Raw genomic sequence first — 15,982 nt, 5'->3', positions numbered from 1 at the left:
AGTGCTGCTGAATCAAGGCGGTGTTCCCCCACCGGCCTCCGGCCGCCTCCCCCTTCAGGGGGAGGACTTGGGTTGCTTGTCCCCGCGACTATCCGGGGACGGCGCGATCGCTATCCCCGTGGTCCCGCCTTCCCTCCTCCGCCAAAGCCGCCTAAGACACCGTTTCATGACGGCCAAGCCCCATGATCCCGCCCGCGTCGCCCTCGACGCGATCCGCGCCCGCGCCTTTGCGTTCCCAAAGCGCCATTTCCTGTCCGCCGGCGACCTCAACGCGCCCCAGGCGGCCGACCTGCTGGACTTGGCCGAGGCGTTCGTCGCCTTCAACCGCCAGACCTCCAAGTCGCTGGACCTGCTCAAGGGCCGGACGCTGATGAACCTGTTCTTCGAGAACAGCACCCGCACCCAGTCCAGCTTCGAGATCGCCGGCAAGCGCCTGGGCGCCGACGTCGTCAATATGAGCCCGCGCACCTCGTCGATCACCAAGGGCGAGACCCTGATCGACACCGCCGTGACCCTGAACGCCATGCGCCCCGACCTGTTGGTAGTGCGTCACGCCTCGTCGGGCGCCGCCAGCCTGCTCAGCCAGAAGGTCAGCGGCCATGTGATCAATGCCGGCGACGGCCAGCATGAGCATCCGACGCAAGCGGTGCTGGACGCCCTGTCGATCCGCCGCGCCTTTGGCCGGGTCTCGGGCCTGACCGTGGCGATCTGCGGCGACGTGCTGCACAGCCGCGTAGCGCGCTCGAACGTCTCCCTGCTGCACACCCTGGGGGCCAGCGTGCGCCTGGTAGGTCCCGCCACCCTGATGCCGGCCCAGGCCGAGCGCTGGGGCGTCACCGTCCACAACGACATGAAGTCGGGCCTGGCCGGCGTCGATGTGGTGATGATGCTGCGCCTGCAGCTCGAGCGGATGCAGGGCGGCTTCGTGCCATCGACCCGTGAATATTTCCGCTTCTACGGCCTGGACCGCGAAAAGCTGGCTCGCGCCGCGCCCGGGGCCAAGGTCATGCATCCGGGCCCGATGAACCGGGGCGTCGAGATCGACAGCGACGTCGCCGACGATCCGGCCGTCAGCCTGATCCAGGATCAGGTAGAAATGGGCGTCGCCGCCCGGATGGCGGTGCTGACCAGCCTCGCCGCGCGGCTGGAGGCCGACCAATGAACTCGCCCCAGCCCTTGGCCTTCACCAATGCCCGCCTGGTCGATCCCGAGAGCGGCTATGACGGCCCCGGCGGGGTCATCGTCTCCGAGGGTGTGATCTCAGACGTCGCCAAGGGCCGCGAGTTTGGCAAGCTCGGCAAGGGCGTCCGGGTCGTCGACTGCGGCGGCGCCCTGCTGGCGCCCGGCCTGATCGACCTGCGGGTCAAGACCGGCGAGCCGGGCTCGGAGACCAAGGAAACCCTCGCTTCAGCCGCCCGCGCCGCCGCAGCCGGCGGCGTGACCAGCATCGTCGTCCAGCCCGACACTGACCCGGCCATCGACGATCCCAGCGTGGTCGACTTCATCCTGCGCCGGGCGCGTGACATCGACAGCGCCCGCATCCTGTGCGCCGGCGCGGCGACCAAGGGCCTTAAGGGCGAGCAGATGGCCGAGATCGGCCTGATGCGCGAGGCCGGCTGCGTCTACATCACCGACGCCGACCGCCCGATCGTCGACAGCAAGGTCTTTCAGCGCATCCTGACCTACGCCAAGGGCTTCGACACCCTGCTGGCCCACCGGCCGATGGACATGTGGCTGGCCAAGGGCGGCGCGGCGATCGGCGGCGAATTTGCCGGCCGTCTGGGCCTGCCGTCGATCTCGCCGATGGCCGAGCGGATCATGCTGGAGCGCGACATCGCCCTGCTGGAAGCCACCGGCGGCCGGCTGCTGGTCGACCAGATCACCAGCGCCGGCGCGCTGGAGACCCTGGCGCGCGGCAAGGCCAAGGGCCTGCGCCTGCACGCCAGCGTGTCGATCAACCACCTGTCGTTTAACGAACTGGACATCGGCGACTATCGCAGCTTCGCCAAGGTCACCCCGCCCCTGCGCGGTGAGGACGACCGCCAGGCCCTGATCGAGGCCCTGGCTTCGGGTCTGATCGACATCGTGGTGTCCGCCCACGCCCCGGCTCCGGCCGAGGACAAGCGCCTGCCCTTCGACGAGGCCGCGCCCGGGGCCATCGGCCTGGAAACCCTGCTGCCGGCCCTGTTGTCGCTCTATCACGACGAACGCCTGCCATTGGTCGACCTGATCCGCGCCGTGACCCTGGCCCCGGCCGAACTGCTGAACCTGCGCGGCGGCCGTATCGCGCCCGGCGCACCAGCGGACCTGGTGCTGTGCGACATCGACGCGCCGATCATCGTCGACGCCGGGAAGCTCCTGTCGAAGTCGAAGAACTCGCCGTTCGACGGGCGGCGGTTGCAGGGTCAGGTGTTGATGACCCTGGTCGATGGGCGGGTTGTGCACCGCGCGGAAGGGTAGCCGATCACTGGCAAGGATTGACAATCTTTGCCAAAGCCCGCTCACTGCCGTCAGAGGTGCGTAATGGCGACCATGAACGTTTCCCTGCCCGACGCCATGAAGGACTGGGTAGAAGGCCGCGCCGAGACCGGGCGCTACAGCAATGCCAGCGACTATGTGCGCGACCTGATCCGCCGCGACCAGGAGCGCGCCGAAAAGATCGCCGCCATGCAGCGCCTGGTGGATGAAGCCGAGGAAAGCGGGGTCAGCCCCAACTCCATGGACGACATCCTGGCGGCGGCGCGCCGCCGGCTGCGGGCCACTGCGGATGGCCTATAGGCTCAGTCGCAAGGCGGAGGAGGATATCCTCGACATCTACCTCATCGGAGCGGGCGCGTTCGGGCAGGACCAGGCCGATCGCTACCATGCGGGACTGGAACAGGCCTTCGCGTTTCTCTCCGACTTCCCGCGCGCCGCACCTGAGCGCGAAGAATTGGGCCGCTCATCGCGCGTCCATCCCTACAAGAGCCACATCATCATCTATCGCCTCGACGGGCCGGACATCTTCATCCAGCGCGTTCGGCATGGATCCGAAGATTGGCTGCCCTAGGAGCCCAGGACTCCCCCTTTTGCCCCGCCCCTGAGTCTGCTGCTACACCTGCCCCAACCAAACCTTTGCGTAGCGATTGAAATCGCGCGCAACTCGCCTTAGGGTCGAAACGTGCAAGATCTCGCTCAAGCCGTCTACCTCACGCTCGCGATCACCGTCATCGGCGGTTATCTGCTGGGCTCGATCCCGTTCGGGCTGATCGCCACCCGCCTGGGCGGGGCGGGCGACATCCGCCAGATCGGCTCCGGAAACATCGGCGCGACCAACGTCTTGCGCTCGGGCCGCAAGGACCTGGCGGCCATCACCCTGATCGGGGACGCAGGCAAGGGCGTGCTGGCCGTGCTGCTGGCCCGCTGGCTGACCAACGACAGCGCCGTGATCGTGGCCCTGGCCGGCGGCGCGGCGTTTCTGGGCCACCTGTTCCCGGTGTGGCTGAAGTTCAAGGGTGGCAAGGGCGTGGCCACCTTCTATGGCGTTCTGCTGGCCGCCTGCTGGCCCGTGGGCGTGCTGGCCGCGCTCACCTGGCTGGCCATGGCGGCCCTCTTCCGTATCAGCTCGCTGGCCGCCCTGACCGCCGCCGCCCTGGCCGCGCCGTTCGCCCTGGCGACCGACCAGCCCTATGCCATGCTGGTGCTGGCCCTGTTCATGGCCGTGCTGATCTTCGTCCGCCACCGCGAGAACATCGCCCGCCTGCTGAAGGGCGAAGAGCCGAAAATCGGCGGCAAGAAGAAGACGGCGGAGACCCCGCCTCCGGCCGCGTGATTCCGGGCCGCCTCTCGGACATTCAGCGCCTGGCCTGGCTTCGGCTGGCGCGCACCGAGACGGTCGGCCCCGTCGCCTTCGAGCATCTGCTGGCCCGCTTCGGCACGCCCGAGCGGGCCCTGTCGGCCCTGCCCGACCTCTCCCGTCGCGGCGGGCGGGCCACGCCGCTGAACATTCCCCTGCGCGAAACCATCGAGCGCGAGCTGGAGGCCGGCGCGGCCCTCGGCGCGCGGCTGCTGTGCGGCTGCGAGCCTGACTTCCCCGCTCGACTGGCCGCCCTTGATCCGCCGCCGCCGGTGCTGTGGGCCCTGGGCCGCGCGGAGCTGTTGCCCCAGCCCAGCGTCGCCATCGTCGGGGCCCGCATCGCCTCGGCCGCCGGCCAGCGCTTCGCCCGGCAGTTGGCCGCCGAGCTGGGCGAAGCCGGCCACATCATTATCTCGGGCATGGCGCGCGGCGTCGACGGCGCCGCTCACGAGGGCGCGATGCGCACCGGCACGGTAGCCGTGCTAGGCGGCGGCGTCAGCGACATCTATCCGCCCGAGCACGCGGCCCTGCATGCCCGTCTCGCCGTCGAGGGCTGCGTCGTCTCCGAAAGCGCGCCAGACCGCCGCGCCCAGGCCAAGGACTTCCCGCGCCGCAACCGGATCATCTCGGGCCTGTCACTGGGCGTCGTGGTGGTCGAGGCCGAGCTGAAATCCGGCTCGCTGATCACCGCCCGCCTGGCCGCCGAGCAGGGCCGCGACGTCTTCGCCGTGCCCGGCTCGCCGCTGGACCCGCGCGCCCGGGGGACCAACGACCTGATCCGCCAGGGCGCGATCCTGTGCGAAGGCGCCGAAGACGTGCTGCGCAACCTATCGGGCCAGACCCATCTGCGCGAACGCGACCGGGGCTATGACGGCGAGCCGGAAGCCGACGTGGACTTCGACGCCCTGCGCGAGCGTCTGGCCGCCCTGCTATCGCCCACGGCGGTCTCGCGCGACGAACTGGTGCGGGCGACCGGCGCGCCGACCTCGGCGGTGATGGCGGCACTGGTGGAACTGGCCCTTGCCGAGCGGGCGGAGCTGCTGGCCGGAGGGATGGTGGCGGGGGTTTGATGCGGCCGCGCCGATCCATTGCAACGAGTACTGGATACCAGTACAATGGCGACTGAATTCGAATGGGATCCGGAAAAGGCGTGACGAAACCTCGCCAAGCACGGCGTCGACTTCGAGGACGCTCAATACGCCGTCCTCGATCCGCGGCGTATTGAAGCCCTCGATGATCGCTTCGACTACGGCGAGGAACGTATCCAGATCACCGGGTCATGCTTTGGGGACATATTGCTCGTCGTGACCGTCTCACACGCCGAGGATCACTACCGGATCATCTCAGCGCAACCCGCAACGCGCCAGGAACGCATGAGGTACTTTCGCCATGACGTCGATTGACCGACCGCGCGGAAAGACGGACTGGGCGCGCATCAGGTCCATGACCGATGAGGAGATCCAGGCTGCGGCCCTGTCAGATCCAGACGCCCCGCCCATGACCGACGAACAATTGGCTCGCTCAAGGCGCGTCAACATCGTCAAAGGCATCCGCCAGATGGTCGGCATGACCCAAGCCGAATTCGCGGCGGCGTTTCAGCTGCCGCTCTCGACCGTTCGCGACTGGGAACAAGAGCGCAGTCGACCCGATGCGCCGGCCCGGGCGCTGCTGAATGCGATCGCTCGTGATCCGGAAGTGATGCGTCGCCTGATTAACGGCGAAGTGGCCTGAAAGCCTAGACGCTGAGATCGATCATCAGCCCGGTGCCCTGGGCCGGGGCGGCGCGCACGGCGTCGCGCAGGCGGTCGGCGATCTGCGCGCGTTCCGCGTTGGAGGTCACCGGCTTGACGGGCTGGATCGGCGAGACGTAGGCCTCGGTGGCGATCCGGTTGATGGTCGAGACGTTCATGAGCGCCAAAAGGTTTAGGTTCAGCCTCTATAATCACCCGACCGGTCTTAACAATCGGCTACCAAATCACGGGAAACGGCGCCGTTTGAACAGCCCGCGTTGACAGACCCCCCGTCGCGCCCCCACTTTCCGCCGCTCGCCTCCAGGGCGATCCTCCCCCAGGGTACAAGAGTCCTAATGAACGTCGTCGTCGTCGAGAGCCCGGCCAAGGCCAAGACCATCAACAAGTATCTCGGGTCCGACTACACGGTTCTCGCCTCGTACGGCCATATCCGCGACCTGCCGTCGAAAGACGGCTCGGTGGAGCCCGACAACGATTTCGCGATGAGCTGGGAGATCGACGCCAAGTCGTCCAAGCGCGTCGCCGACATCATCGACGCGATGAAGGGGGCCGACCGCCTGATCCTGGCCACCGACCCCGACCGCGAAGGCGAGGCGATCAGCTGGCACATTCTGGAAGTCCTTCAGAAGAAGAAGGCGGTCAAAGGCATGACCGTCCAGCGCGTGACGTTCAACGCCATCACCAAGGCCTCGGTGCTGGAAGCGATGGCCAATCCGCGCGACATCGACATGGAGCTGGTCGAGGCCTATCTGGCCCGCCGCGCGCTCGACTATCTCGTCGGCTTCACCCTCTCGCCCGTCCTGTGGCGCAAGCTGCCGGGCAGCCGCTCGGCCGGTCGGGTTCAGTCGGTCTGCCTGCGGCTGATCGTCGAGCGCGAGATGGAGATCGAGCGCTTCAAGACCCAGGAATACTGGAGCGTCGACGCCGACGTGTCGGCCGGTGCCGATCCCTTCCTGGCCCGCCTGGTCAAGCATGAAGGCAAGAAGCTCACCAAGTTCGACCTCGGCAACGAGGGCTCGGCCCTGGCCGCCAAGGCTGCGGTCGAAAAGGCGGTGTTCAAGATCGCCGCCGTCGAGAAGAAGCCCGGCAAACGCTCGCCTGCCCCGCCCTTCACCACCTCGACCCTGCAGCAGGAAGCCTCGCGCAAGCTGGGCTTTTCCGCCCAGCGCACCATGCAGGCCGCGCAAAAGCTTTATGAAGGCATCGACATCGGCGGCGAGACCGTCGGTCTGATCACCTATATGCGAACCGACGGCGTTGCCGTGGGCCCCGAGGGCATCGCCGAAGCCCGCGACGTCATCGGCAATGTCTATGGCAAGGACTACGTCCCCGAGACGCCGCGCTACTACAAGGTCAAGGCCAAGAACGCCCAAGAGGCCCACGAAGCCATCCGCCCCACCAGCCTGGGCCGCAATCCGGGCTCGCTGCGCCTGGAGCCGGATCTGGGCCGCCTGTACGAACTGATCTGGAAGCGGATGATCGCTTCGCAGATGGAAAGCGCCCGCATCGAGCGCACCACGGTCGACATCGAGAGCCACGACGGCCAGACCGGCCTGCGCGCCACCGGCCAGGTGGTGCTCTTCCCCGGCTATCTGACGGTCTATGAAGAAGGCCGCGATGATGACGGCGACGAGGACAGCGCCCGCCTGCCGATGATCGAGGACGGCGCCAGCGCCAAGGTCATCGACGCCCGCGCCGACCAGCACTTCACCGAACCGCCCCCGCGCTATTCGGAAGCTAGCCTGGTCAAGAAGATGGAAGAGCTGGGGATCGGCCGTCCGTCGACCTATGCCTCGGTCCTGACCGTGCTGCGCGACCGCGAATATGTGAAGATGGAGAAGAACCGCTTCATCCCGGAAGACAAGGGCCGCCTGGTCACCGCCTTCCTGGAGCAGTTCTTCCGCCGCTATGTCGAATACGACTTCACCGCCGGCCTCGAAGAACAGCTGGACCTGGTGTCGGACGGCAAGCTGGACTGGAAACAGTTCCTGCGCGACTTCTGGAAAGACTTCGCCGCCGCCGTCGGCGAGATCGCCGAGCTGCGCGTCACCAACGTGCTGGACGCGCTGAACGACGCCCTGGGCCCGCACATCTTCCCCGACAAGGGCGACGGCTCCAATCCGCGCATCTGCCCCACCTGCGGGACGGGCATGCTGTCGCTGAAGGTCGGCAAATTCGGCGCCTTCATCGGCTGCAGCAACTATCCCGAATGCCGCTTCACCCGCCAGCTGGCCACCGCTGAAGGCGAAGGCGAGGCCGAGGCCGCCGACAAGGACCTGGGGATCAATCCCGAGACCGGTCGCTCGGTGTGGCTGAAGAACGGCCGCTTTGGCCCCTATGTGGAAGAGCCGCCGGCCGCCGAGAGCGGTGACAAACCCAAGCGATCCAGCCTGCCCAAGGGCTGGCTGCCGGCTGCCGTCGATCTTGAAAAGGCCCTGCGCCTGCTGGCCCTGCCGCGCGAAGTCGGGATGCACCCCGACGACGGCAAGAAGATCACCGCCGGCCTTGGCCGGTTCGGGCCCTTCGTGCTGCACGAGGGCACCTACGCCAATCTGGAAAACCCCGAAGAGGTGTTCGACATCGGCCTGAACCGCGCCGTCGCCCTGCTGGCCGACAAGCGGGCCGGCGGCGGGCGTCCGCAGCGTGGACAGGCAGCGGCCCTGGCCGATCTGGGCGTCCACCCCGAGGACGGCAAGCCGGTGAAGGTGCTGTCGGGGCGCTTTGGCCCCTACATCAAGCACGGCGACACCAACGCCAATGTGCCCAAGGGCGCTGATCCGGCCGCAATGACCCTGGCCGAGGCCGTGGTCCTGCTGGCCGAACGCGTCGCCAAGGGCGGCGGCAAGAAGCCGGTGAAGAAGGCCGCAGCCAAAAAGGCCCCGGCCAAGGCGGCGACCAAGGCTCCGGCCAAGGCAAAGGCGGCCGCTGACGGCGCGGCTCCAGCCAAAAAGGCGCCCGCCAAAAAGCCGGCAGCCAAGAAAGCGGCTCCTAAAAAGGCCGCCGCCAATAAGCCCGCAAAAGCTTCAACCGAGACGGGGACCTGACCCTACCCATGTTTGCGATCCGGGGTTAGATTACCGGCATGACGTCGCTTGAACGGCCCCTGCCCCTGACCGTCGTGGTCGCCGGCCTGATCCTGGTCAGCGTCCTGGGCTTCGCCATGGGCGTGACCAATGCGTTGAAGGGCGGCAAGCCCAACACCAGCGCTTCGACCGCGCCCCTGGCCGAGGTGTCGGGTGTGCCGGTCAGGGACGCGGCTCCCGCCCCGCTCTACGTGCCGGCGCCGCCCGAAAAGCCCAAGGTCAAGGCCGTCGAGATCAAGACCGCCGAGGCCGAAGCCCCGCCGGCGGTGATCGAGGCCCCACCCGCGCCGTCGGAAGCCGCGCCAGCGGCTGCGACCACGCCGCCGGCCCAGCAGCCGCCGCGGTCGATCGAAGACCTGTACTGATCAACGACCGCCTCCTCCGACAGTCGGGCCCTTGCCTGTGAGACCCTCCCAATGCGCCTTGCCGTAACCGCCTCGATCATCCTCGCGACAGTCGCCATGGGCGCCTGCACCGACAGCAAGCGGGCCGGTCGTGATGCGACCTTCAGCGACAAGCCGGCGGACATCGTCTGCTGGACCTATGGCACGCAGAACTTCGCCGGGCGCTCGACCGGCAAGGTCGAGTATGACCGGGGCGGTCGGATCGCGTTCGTCGACGCCGCCAATGGCCGCTACACGACGATCGAGGGCGAATGCCGGGTGACCTATTCGAAATAGTCTGTCGGCGTCTGTTTGGATCGCCCTGGCCGGCCGATGAGGGCGCGCAGGCGAAATCGCAGCCGACTTTGGCGTCTTTCCCTTGGCCTTTGGCCCCGCTGCCGGGTTATCCCAGCACATGGTCAAACCGCGCACGCCCAAGTCTTCAAAATTCCCCGCTGCTCCCAAGCCGCCGCAAGGCCTGCCGGATCGTGAGACCCTGCTGGCGTTCCTGCGCGGCGCGGGGGAGAGCGGCAAGGCCGACATCGCTCGCCACTTTGGTCTGAAGGGCGCCGATCGCCGCGCCCTGCGCGAAATGCTGCGTGAACTGGAAGCCCAGGGCGACCTGGGCAAGCGCGGCCGCAAGGGCTTTGCCGAGGCCGGCTCGCTGCCGCCAGTGGGCGTGGTCGACGTGGTCGATCGCGACGCCGACGGCGACATGTTCGTCAAGCTGACCAAGTCGGGCGACGACGCACCGCTGGTGCGCCTGTCGCCGGCTCGCAACGAGAACGCCGGCGGCGCGCCGGGCATGGGCGACCGTCTTCTGGTACGCTTCGAGCGCCTCGAAAACGGCGAGATGGAAGCCCGGCTGATCAAGAGGCTGGGCCAGAGCGCTCACAAGATTCTGGGCGTGATCCGCAGGCATCGCCGCGAGATCCGGGTCGAGCCCGTGGATCGCAAGTCCAAGGAAAGTCTGATCCTCAACGAGCAGGAGGCCAAGGACCTGAAGGACGGCGATCTGGTCATCGCCCAGGTCGGCACGGCCGCCGGCCGCTATGGCCCCAAGCAGGGCAAGGTGCTGGAAGTGGTGGGCCGCGAGGACCATCCGCGCGCCGCCTCGCTGATCGCCATCCACAGCCATGGCATCCCGACCGGCTTCTCCGAAGAGGCTGAAGCCGAGGCCGCCGCCGCCAAGCCGCCGACCCTGGAGGGCCGCGACGACCTGCGCGACCTGCCGTTCGTGACCATCGACCCCGTCGACGCCCGCGACCACGACGACGCCGTCTATGCCCATCCCGATCCCGACGCGAGCAATGTGGACGGCTGGATCGTCTGGGTGGCCATCGCCGATGTCGCCGCCTATGTGCGTCCGGGTTCGGCCCTGGACCGCGAGGCCCGCGAGAAGGGCAACAGCGTCTACTTCCCCGACCGGGTCGAACCGATGCTGCCAGAGGTGCTGTCCAACGGCCTGTGCTCGCTGCGTGAAGGCGAGAACCGCGCCACCCTGGCGGTGCGGATGGTATTCGACAGCGCCGGTCGCAAGAAGAGCCACCGCTTTGTGCGCGGCCTGATGCGCTCAGCCGCCAAGCTGTCCTACGAGCAGGCCCAGGCCGCCATCGACGGCGTGATCCCGCCCGACGGCCAGGACGGCGACAAGGCCCCGCCCCTGCTGGATCCGATCCTGAAACCCCTGTGGACCGCCTTCCGCCTGATGGGCAAGGGCCGCGAGATCCGCTCGCCGCTGGGCATCGAGAGCGACGAGCGCAAGATCGTCATCACCAAAGAAGGCGAGATCGCCTCGATCAACCGCCGCGCCAGCCTCGAGGCCCACAAGCTGATCGAGGAGATGATGATCCAGGCCAATGTCTCGGCCGCCGAGAGCCTGGAAGCCAAGCGCACGCCGCTGATCTATCGCGTCCACGACACGCCCAGCCAGGAGAAGGTCCAGAACCTGGCCGAGTTCCTGGCGACGCTGGAGATCAAATGGAACAAGGGCGAGGCCCCGCAGACCTCGCGCTTCAACAAGCTGCTGGACGAAACCCGCGACGGGCCGCACGCCGCCATCATCAATGAGGTGGTGCTGCGTACCCAGATGCAGGCCCACTACAGCGCCGACAATCTGGGCCATTTTGGTCTGAACCTGGCCAAATATGCCCACTTCACCAGCCCGATCCGCCGCTATGCCGACCTGATCGTCCACCGCGCCCTGATCCGGGCGCTGGGGCTGGGCAGCGATGGTTTGACCGATCAGGACATCAGCCAGATCAAGGACACCGCCGAGGTCATCACCTTCGCCGAGCGCCGGGCCATGGCGGCCGAGCGCGACGCCACCGACCGCTATATCGCCGCCTTCCTGTCCGACCGGGTGGGCGCGACCTTCAATGGCCGCATCACCGGCGTCACCCGCTTTGGCCTGTTCGTGAAGCTGGACGAGACCGGCGCTGACGGCCTGATCCCGATCTCGTCCCTGGGCGCCGAGTTCTTCGTCCATGACGAGCGCATGCATGCCCTGGTCGGCGAGCGTACCGGCAAGCGCTGGCCGCTGGGCCTGAATGTCGAGGTCAAGCTGGTCGAGGCCACCCCGGTGACCGGCGGCCTGCTGTTCGAGATGCTGAGCGAGCCGCTGCCGGCCGATCCCAAGGCGCCCTTGCCTCGGCTGGGGGCCCGGCGACAGGCGGCCGTCAAGCCGCGCGGCGGATTGCCCAAGGGCGTTCGGCGCGGCAAGCGGCGCTAGCATGCGCCCCGACCTCGACCAGTTCCACGCCATCGCCATCAGCCGGCTGGCCCACCAGCTCAAGGCCGAGGGCCGCTCGGTGATCCACATGGAGTTCGGCCAGCCCTCGACCGGCGCGCCCAAGGCCGCGATCGAACGCGCCCACCATGTGCTGGACACCGACGGCCTGGGCTATTGGGAGAGCCCGGCGCTGAAGGCTCGCATCGCCCGGCACTATGACGACAGGCACGGCGTGCACGTCGATCCCGAGCAGATCATCCTGACCTGCGGCGCTTCGCCGGCCCTGGTCATGGCCCTGGCCTCGTCGTTCGAGGCCGGCGACCGCGTGGCCCTGGCCCGTCCCGGCTATGTGGCCTATCGCAACACGCTCAAGGCCCTGAACCTGATCCCGGTCGAGATCGCCTGCGGACCAGAGGATCGCTACCAGCTGACCGCCGCGCACCTGGCGGCGCTGGATCCCGCCCCGGCCGGCGTCATCGTGGCCAGCCCCGCCAACCCGACCGGCACCGTCATCGCCGACGACGAAATGGCCGCCATCGCGGACATATGCCGTATACGGAACATACGCATCGTCAGCGACGAGATCTATCACGGCCTGTCCTATGTGGGCCCCGCCCGCTCGATGCTGGAGTTCGAGCCGAGCGCCCTGGTGGTCAACAGTTTCTCCAAGTATTTCAGCATGGTGGGCTGGCGCCTGGGCTGGCTGCTGTCGCCGCTGGAGCATGTGCACCGGGCGCGGGCCTATATGGGCAACCTGTTCCTCACCGCACCCTCGCTGAGCCAGCACGCCGGTCTGATCGCCATGGACTGCCACGAGGAGCTCGACGGCCATGTCGAGGTCTATCGCCGGAACCGCCAGCTGCTGCTCGACGCTCTGCCCGCCCTGGGCCTGGCCAAGATCGCGCCGCCGGACGGGGCGTTCTATATCTGGGCCGACATCGGCCACCTGACCGACGACTCGATGGCGTTCTGCCAGCAGTTGCTGACCGACACCGGCGTGGCGACGGCGCCCGGCATCGATTTCGACCCGGTCGAGGGTCACCGGTTCATGCGGATCAGCTTCGCGGTCTCGACGTCAGAGGTCGAAGAGGCGCTGCGGCGGCTGGTTCCGTGGTTTGAGGCAAAGGCGGCGGTCTAGCTGACCACTTGCCCCCTACGGATCGCTACGCGATCGTCTTCCCCCGGAGGGGGAAGATGAAACGCGCCGACCTCATCTTCCCCCTCCGGGGGAGGAGCGCCGAAGGCGCGGAGGGGGCAAGTCCACGCCCCCTACTTCTTCTCCAGATAATCCAGCGCCATAAACACCTCGGCCTTCACGCCGGTCTCCAGCACCGCCTCGTCGATGTCGAAATAGGGCGAGTGATTGGCCGGCGCACCGGCGGCCGGAACGCCGGCGGGGCGGCCGCCCAGCTGGATGAACACGCCCGGGACCTTCTGGGCGTACATCGAGAAGTCCTCCGCCCCGGTCACAAGGGCGGCGTTGTCGTCGACCTTGCCGGGCGAGGCTTTCGACAGCGAGGTCTTCACCCACTTCGACAGGTCAGGATCGTTGTAGGTCACCGGATAGGGCTGGGTGAACACGGCCTGCGCCTTGGCGCCGTAGCGATCGCCGATGGCGGCGACGCTCTTCTGGACCTTGTCGATCAGGTCGGCGCGGCGTTCGGTCGAGAAGGTGCGCATGGTGCCGCCCATCACCAGGTCTTCCGGGATGATGTTCTGACGCATGCCCATGTTGATGGTGGCGATGGTCACGACCGAGGGCGAGACCCCGACATCGACCTGACGCGCGGCGATCTGGTTCATGGCCTGGATGATGTCGGCCGCTATACTGGCCATGTCGATGCCGGCCCAGGGCCGCGCGCCGTGGGTCTGCTTGCCCTTCACCGTGATCGCGATGCGGTCGGACGAGGCGTAGAAGCCCATCGGCCGGTAGTTCAGCAGGTGGGCGTCGGCCGGGCCGATATGCAGGCCAAAGATGGCGTCGACCTTGGGCTGGTCCAGCGCGCCGTCGCGGATCATCAGCTTGGCCCCGCCTTCCTCGCCGGCCTGGGGGCCTTCCTCGGCGGGCTGGAAGATCAGGACGACCGTACCCTTGATGTCGGCCTTCATGCCGGCCAGGACGGTCGCTGTGCCCAGTAGCATGGCGACGTGCGTGTCGTGGCCGCAGGCGTGCATCACCGGCACGGAGCGGCCTTCCCAGGTGGCGGTGACCTTGGAGGCGAACGGCAGGCCGGTCTTTTCCTCGACCGGCAGGGCGTCCATGTCGGCGCGCAGGGCCACGACCTTGCCGGGTTTTCCACCCTTGAGGATACCGACCACGCCGGTCTTGCCCACGCCCTCGCGGACCTCGAAACCCAGGGCCTTCAGCTCCTTGGCGACGAGGGCGGCGGTGCGGACCTCCTGGTTGCCCAGTTCGGGGTTCTGGTGAAGGTCACGGCGCCAGGCGATGACTTTGGGCTGCACCGCCTTGGCGGCGGCCTCGACCTTGGCGGCGGAAGGCGCGGCCAGGGCCGGCGCGCCGAAAGCCAGGCCAGCCATGATCGCCAGCGTCGAAACCCGTCCAAACATGCGCGTCGTCCTCTGAAAAGCCGGCGGACATTGGGGTGCTTGCAGCGGGGTGGTCAAGCTGACGTAAGGGGCGGCTTTGCGAATGGCGCGATCGGACTAAGCTTGAGTTATGGACGAGCCGATCGACGCCAAATTCGACACCATCAACGACGCCGCCGTGCGCGAGCCCGGGACGGGCGTGCTGCGACCGCGCCACGCCGCAACCCTGATCATCGTGCGCACCGACGCGGCCAAGCCCCGCCTATTGATGGGCCGGCGCGCGGGCGGTCACGCCTTCATGCCTGACAAATGGGTGTTCCCCGGCGGCCGGGTGGATCGCGGCGACTATCGCACGCCCTCGGCCAGCGAACTGGCGCCCGAGGTCGCTGCGCGCCTGACCCATCAGCCGCGTCACCCCAGCCCCGCCGCACTGGCCCGGGCGCTGGGCCTGGCGGCCATCCGCGAGACGTTCGAGGAGACAGGCCTGCTATTAGCGCGCCCCGCGCCCTCACGGCCCGCCGCCGGGGCCTGGCGGCCGTTCCTGGCCCAGGGCGCACTTCCCGATCTGGCGCCGCTGGCCTTCGTGGCCCGGGCGATCACCCCGCCCTATCGCAACCGCCGCTTCGACGCCCGGTTCTTCATGGCGTCGGCCGAGGCGCTGATCAGCCTGGACCGCCAGCCCGACTGCGGCGAGCTGGACGAGATCGCCTGGGTCGACTTCGACGAAGCCATGGCCCTGGACCTGCCCAATATCACCCGCTTCGTGGTCGCCGAGATCGGCCAGCGGCTGAAGGATGCTGGACGCCCCGCCCCCTTCATGCGTTTCCTTAACGGCGCCCGGAACCTGACCTATGTCTGAGCCGGCGCGTCTCGGGGGAGATCGACATGCTGGCCATCCTGTTCGCGTCCGCCCTGGCGACCACACCGCCCGCGCCTGAGCCCGATGTCAGCCGCCTGTCCTGGATGACGGGCTGCTGGATGCAGGTCCGCTCCAACGGCCGCGTCGACGAGCAGTGGATGGCCCCCGGCGGCGGCGTGATGCTGGGCATGAGCCGCACCCTGAAGGACGGCAAGGTGCGCGAGTTCGAATTCCTGCGAATCGCGCCCGGGCTCGACGGCAAACTGGCCTTCAGCGCCAAGCCCTCGGGCCAGCCCGAGGCGGACTTTCCGCTGAAAGAGATCACCGACGACACGGTGGTGTTCGAGGACGCCGCCCACGACTTTCCCCAGCGGATTCTGTACAAGCGCGTGGACGCCCGGACGATTATCGGCCGGATCGAGGGCCAGATCGGCGGTCAGGCCCGATCGGTGGACTATCCCTACACACGGTGCCCCGCCGGCAATTGACTTTGGCGCATTGATGAGTATGTTCCGCGCCTCTCATTTCCAGCGCGCGGGTACCCTGCGCGATACCGCAGGGATTCGACCATGGCCAAACCGGCTTCAATCAAGATCCGCCTGAACTCGACGGCGGACACCGGCTTCTTCTACGTGACCAAGAAGAACGCCCGCACCAAGACCGAGAAGATGGTGCTGAAGAAGTACGATCCGGTCATCCGCAAGCACGTCGAATTCAAGGAAGGCAAGATCAAGTAGATCTGCCTGACCGGTACGACACGACAAAACGCCCGGCTAGCGATAGCCGGGCGTTT

Annotated in this window: 17 protein-coding genes and 1 pseudogene; 16 read left to right on the top strand and 2 right to left on the bottom strand. The window is 67.7% G+C overall.

The window, feature by feature from the left end; translation table 11 throughout:
* The first annotated feature begins 166 nt into the window (after positions 1-166).
* From ACN2C8_RS07030 to ACN2C8_RS06995, 8 genes and pseudogenes are all read left to right on the top strand, one after another.
* Complete coding sequence (locus ACN2C8_RS07030; protein WP_419255128.1) at positions 167-1,162, top strand: aspartate carbamoyltransferase catalytic subunit; 996 nt, start codon at positions 167-169, stop codon at positions 1,160-1,162.
* Entirely contained in the window at positions 1,159-2,460 is a 1,302-nt protein-coding gene (pyrC, locus tag ACN2C8_RS07025; RefSeq protein ID WP_419255127.1) for a dihydroorotase, read from the top strand. The genes ACN2C8_RS07030 and pyrC overlap by 4 nt, the downstream gene beginning before the upstream one ends.
* A 63-nt stretch (positions 2,461-2,523) precedes the next feature.
* Positions 2,524-2,778, top strand: a complete 255-nt coding sequence (locus ACN2C8_RS07020; protein WP_419255126.1) for a type II toxin-antitoxin system ParD family antitoxin — start codon at positions 2,524-2,526, stop codon at positions 2,776-2,778.
* Complete coding sequence (locus ACN2C8_RS07015) at positions 2,768-3,049, top strand: type II toxin-antitoxin system RelE/ParE family toxin (RefSeq protein WP_419255125.1); 282 nt, start codon at positions 2,768-2,770, stop codon at positions 3,047-3,049. Before ACN2C8_RS07020 ends, ACN2C8_RS07015 begins: the two co-directional genes overlap by 11 nt.
* Positions 3,050-3,160: 111 nt before the next feature.
* On the top strand, positions 3,161-3,811 hold the full coding sequence (gene plsY, locus ACN2C8_RS07010; protein ID WP_419255124.1) for a glycerol-3-phosphate 1-O-acyltransferase PlsY: 651 nt from the start codon (positions 3,161-3,163) through the stop codon (positions 3,809-3,811).
* Positions 3,808-4,905 carry a DNA-processing protein DprA gene (dprA, locus tag ACN2C8_RS07005; RefSeq protein ID WP_419255123.1) on the top strand — a complete coding sequence of 366 codons (1,098 nt, stop codon included), beginning with the start codon at positions 3,808-3,810 and terminating at the stop codon, positions 4,903-4,905. The genes plsY and dprA overlap by 4 nt, the downstream gene beginning before the upstream one ends.
* A 144-nt stretch (positions 4,906-5,049) precedes the next feature.
* Positions 5,050-5,238, top strand: a pseudogene (locus tag ACN2C8_RS07000) (BrnT family toxin); the annotation flags it as partial.
* Positions 5,239-5,332: 94 nt separating this feature from the next.
* Complete coding sequence (locus tag ACN2C8_RS06995; protein WP_419255122.1) at positions 5,333-5,566, top strand: helix-turn-helix domain-containing protein; 234 nt, start codon at positions 5,333-5,335, stop codon at positions 5,564-5,566.
* Positions 5,567-5,570: 4 nt separating this feature from the next.
* Here ACN2C8_RS06995 and ACN2C8_RS06990 read toward each other — a convergent pair whose 3' ends face one another.
* Positions 5,571-5,744 (bottom strand): hypothetical protein, encoded by a 174-nt coding sequence (locus ACN2C8_RS06990; RefSeq protein ID WP_419255121.1) that lies wholly within the window; start codon positions 5,742-5,744, stop codon positions 5,571-5,573.
* A 177-nt stretch (positions 5,745-5,921) separates the two neighbouring features.
* Between ACN2C8_RS06990 and topA the strand changes: the two genes are divergently transcribed.
* The 5 genes from topA to ACN2C8_RS06965 all read left to right on the top strand — a co-directional run bounded on the left by topA (position 5,922) and on the right by ACN2C8_RS06965 (position 12,921).
* Complete coding sequence (gene topA / locus ACN2C8_RS06985) at positions 5,922-8,630, top strand: type I DNA topoisomerase (RefSeq protein WP_419255120.1); 2,709 nt, start codon at positions 5,922-5,924, stop codon at positions 8,628-8,630.
* 38 nt (positions 8,631-8,668) lie between these two features.
* Positions 8,669-9,034 carry a hypothetical protein gene (locus tag ACN2C8_RS06980; RefSeq protein WP_419255119.1) on the top strand — a complete coding sequence of 122 codons (366 nt, stop codon included), beginning with the start codon at positions 8,669-8,671 and terminating at the stop codon, positions 9,032-9,034.
* A 51-nt stretch (positions 9,035-9,085) separates the two neighbouring features.
* A complete protein-coding gene (locus ACN2C8_RS06975; RefSeq protein ID WP_419255118.1) occupies positions 9,086-9,349 on the top strand; it encodes a hypothetical protein in 264 nt (87 codons plus the stop codon).
* Between the two features lie 118 nt (positions 9,350-9,467).
* Positions 9,468-11,783, top strand: a complete 2,316-nt coding sequence (gene rnr / locus ACN2C8_RS06970) for a ribonuclease R (RefSeq protein ID WP_419255117.1) — start codon at positions 9,468-9,470, stop codon at positions 11,781-11,783.
* A 1-nt stretch (position 11,784) separates the two neighbouring features.
* Positions 11,785-12,921, top strand: coding sequence for a pyridoxal phosphate-dependent aminotransferase (locus ACN2C8_RS06965; RefSeq protein WP_419255116.1), 1,137 nt, complete (start codon positions 11,785-11,787; stop codon positions 12,919-12,921).
* Between the two features lie 131 nt (positions 12,922-13,052).
* On the opposite strand, the gene ACN2C8_RS06960 is transcribed toward ACN2C8_RS06965, so the two are convergent.
* On the bottom strand, positions 13,053-14,351 hold the full coding sequence (locus ACN2C8_RS06960) for an amidohydrolase (protein ID WP_419255115.1): 1,299 nt from the start codon (positions 14,349-14,351) through the stop codon (positions 13,053-13,055).
* A gap of 109 nt (positions 14,352-14,460) precedes the next feature.
* Here ACN2C8_RS06960 and ACN2C8_RS06955 point away from each other — a divergent pair, with 109 nt between their 5' ends.
* The 3 genes from ACN2C8_RS06955 to rpmG all read left to right on the top strand — a co-directional run bounded on the left by ACN2C8_RS06955 (position 14,461) and on the right by rpmG (position 15,926).
* Complete coding sequence (locus tag ACN2C8_RS06955) at positions 14,461-15,189, top strand: NUDIX hydrolase (RefSeq protein WP_419255114.1); 729 nt, start codon at positions 14,461-14,463, stop codon at positions 15,187-15,189.
* A gap of 26 nt (positions 15,190-15,215) precedes the next feature.
* The gene (locus ACN2C8_RS06950) at positions 15,216-15,677 is read left to right on the top strand and encodes a DUF6265 family protein (protein WP_419255113.1); all 462 of its coding nucleotides are present in this window, start codon (positions 15,216-15,218) and stop codon (positions 15,675-15,677) included.
* Between the two features lie 81 nt (positions 15,678-15,758).
* Complete coding sequence (gene rpmG, locus ACN2C8_RS06945) at positions 15,759-15,926, top strand: 50S ribosomal protein L33 (protein ID WP_007673017.1); 168 nt, start codon at positions 15,759-15,761, stop codon at positions 15,924-15,926.
* The last annotated feature ends 56 nt before the right edge of the window (positions 15,927-15,982 follow it).

This window comes from Caulobacter sp. ErkDOM-C, assembly GCF_048541825.1.
Classification (GTDB): domain Bacteria; phylum Pseudomonadota; class Alphaproteobacteria; order Caulobacterales; family Caulobacteraceae; genus Caulobacter.
The sequence above is the reverse complement of the archived record's forward strand: the minus strand, read 5'-3'. Positions and strand labels throughout refer to the sequence as shown.

Bases quoted from the DNA above. Each gene is read 5' to 3' on its own strand.
- ACN2C8_RS07030 (WP_419255128.1), top strand. From the start codon at position 167: ATGACGGCCAAGCCCCATGATCCCGCCCGCGTCGCCCTCGACGCGATC.
- pyrC (WP_419255127.1), top strand. From the start codon at position 1,159: ATGAACTCGCCCCAGCCCTTGGCCTTCACCAATGCCCGCCTGGTCGAT.
- ACN2C8_RS07020 (WP_419255126.1), top strand. From the start codon at position 2,524: ATGGCGACCATGAACGTTTCCCTGCCCGACGCCATGAAGGACTGGGTA.
- ACN2C8_RS07015 (WP_419255125.1), top strand. From the start codon at position 2,768: ATGGCCTATAGGCTCAGTCGCAAGGCGGAGGAGGATATCCTCGACATC.
- ACN2C8_RS06995 (WP_419255122.1), top strand. From the start codon at position 5,333: ATGACCGACGAACAATTGGCTCGCTCAAGGCGCGTCAACATCGTCAAA.
- ACN2C8_RS06990 (WP_419255121.1), bottom strand. From the start codon at position 5,744: ATGAACGTCTCGACCATCAACCGGATCGCCACCGAGGCCTACGTCTCG.
- topA (WP_419255120.1), top strand. From the start codon at position 5,922: ATGAACGTCGTCGTCGTCGAGAGCCCGGCCAAGGCCAAGACCATCAAC.
- ACN2C8_RS06980 (WP_419255119.1), top strand. From the start codon at position 8,669: ATGACGTCGCTTGAACGGCCCCTGCCCCTGACCGTCGTGGTCGCCGGC.
- ACN2C8_RS06975 (WP_419255118.1), top strand. From the start codon at position 9,086: ATGCGCCTTGCCGTAACCGCCTCGATCATCCTCGCGACAGTCGCCATG.
- rnr (WP_419255117.1), top strand. From the start codon at position 9,468: ATGGTCAAACCGCGCACGCCCAAGTCTTCAAAATTCCCCGCTGCTCCC.
- ACN2C8_RS06965 (WP_419255116.1), top strand. From the start codon at position 11,785: ATGCGCCCCGACCTCGACCAGTTCCACGCCATCGCCATCAGCCGGCTG.
- ACN2C8_RS06960 (WP_419255115.1), bottom strand. From the start codon at position 14,351: ATGTTTGGACGGGTTTCGACGCTGGCGATCATGGCTGGCCTGGCTTTC.
- ACN2C8_RS06955 (WP_419255114.1), top strand. From the start codon at position 14,461: ATGGACGAGCCGATCGACGCCAAATTCGACACCATCAACGACGCCGCC.
- ACN2C8_RS06950 (WP_419255113.1), top strand. From the start codon at position 15,216: ATGCTGGCCATCCTGTTCGCGTCCGCCCTGGCGACCACACCGCCCGCG.
- rpmG (WP_007673017.1), top strand. From the start codon at position 15,759: ATGGCCAAACCGGCTTCAATCAAGATCCGCCTGAACTCGACGGCGGAC.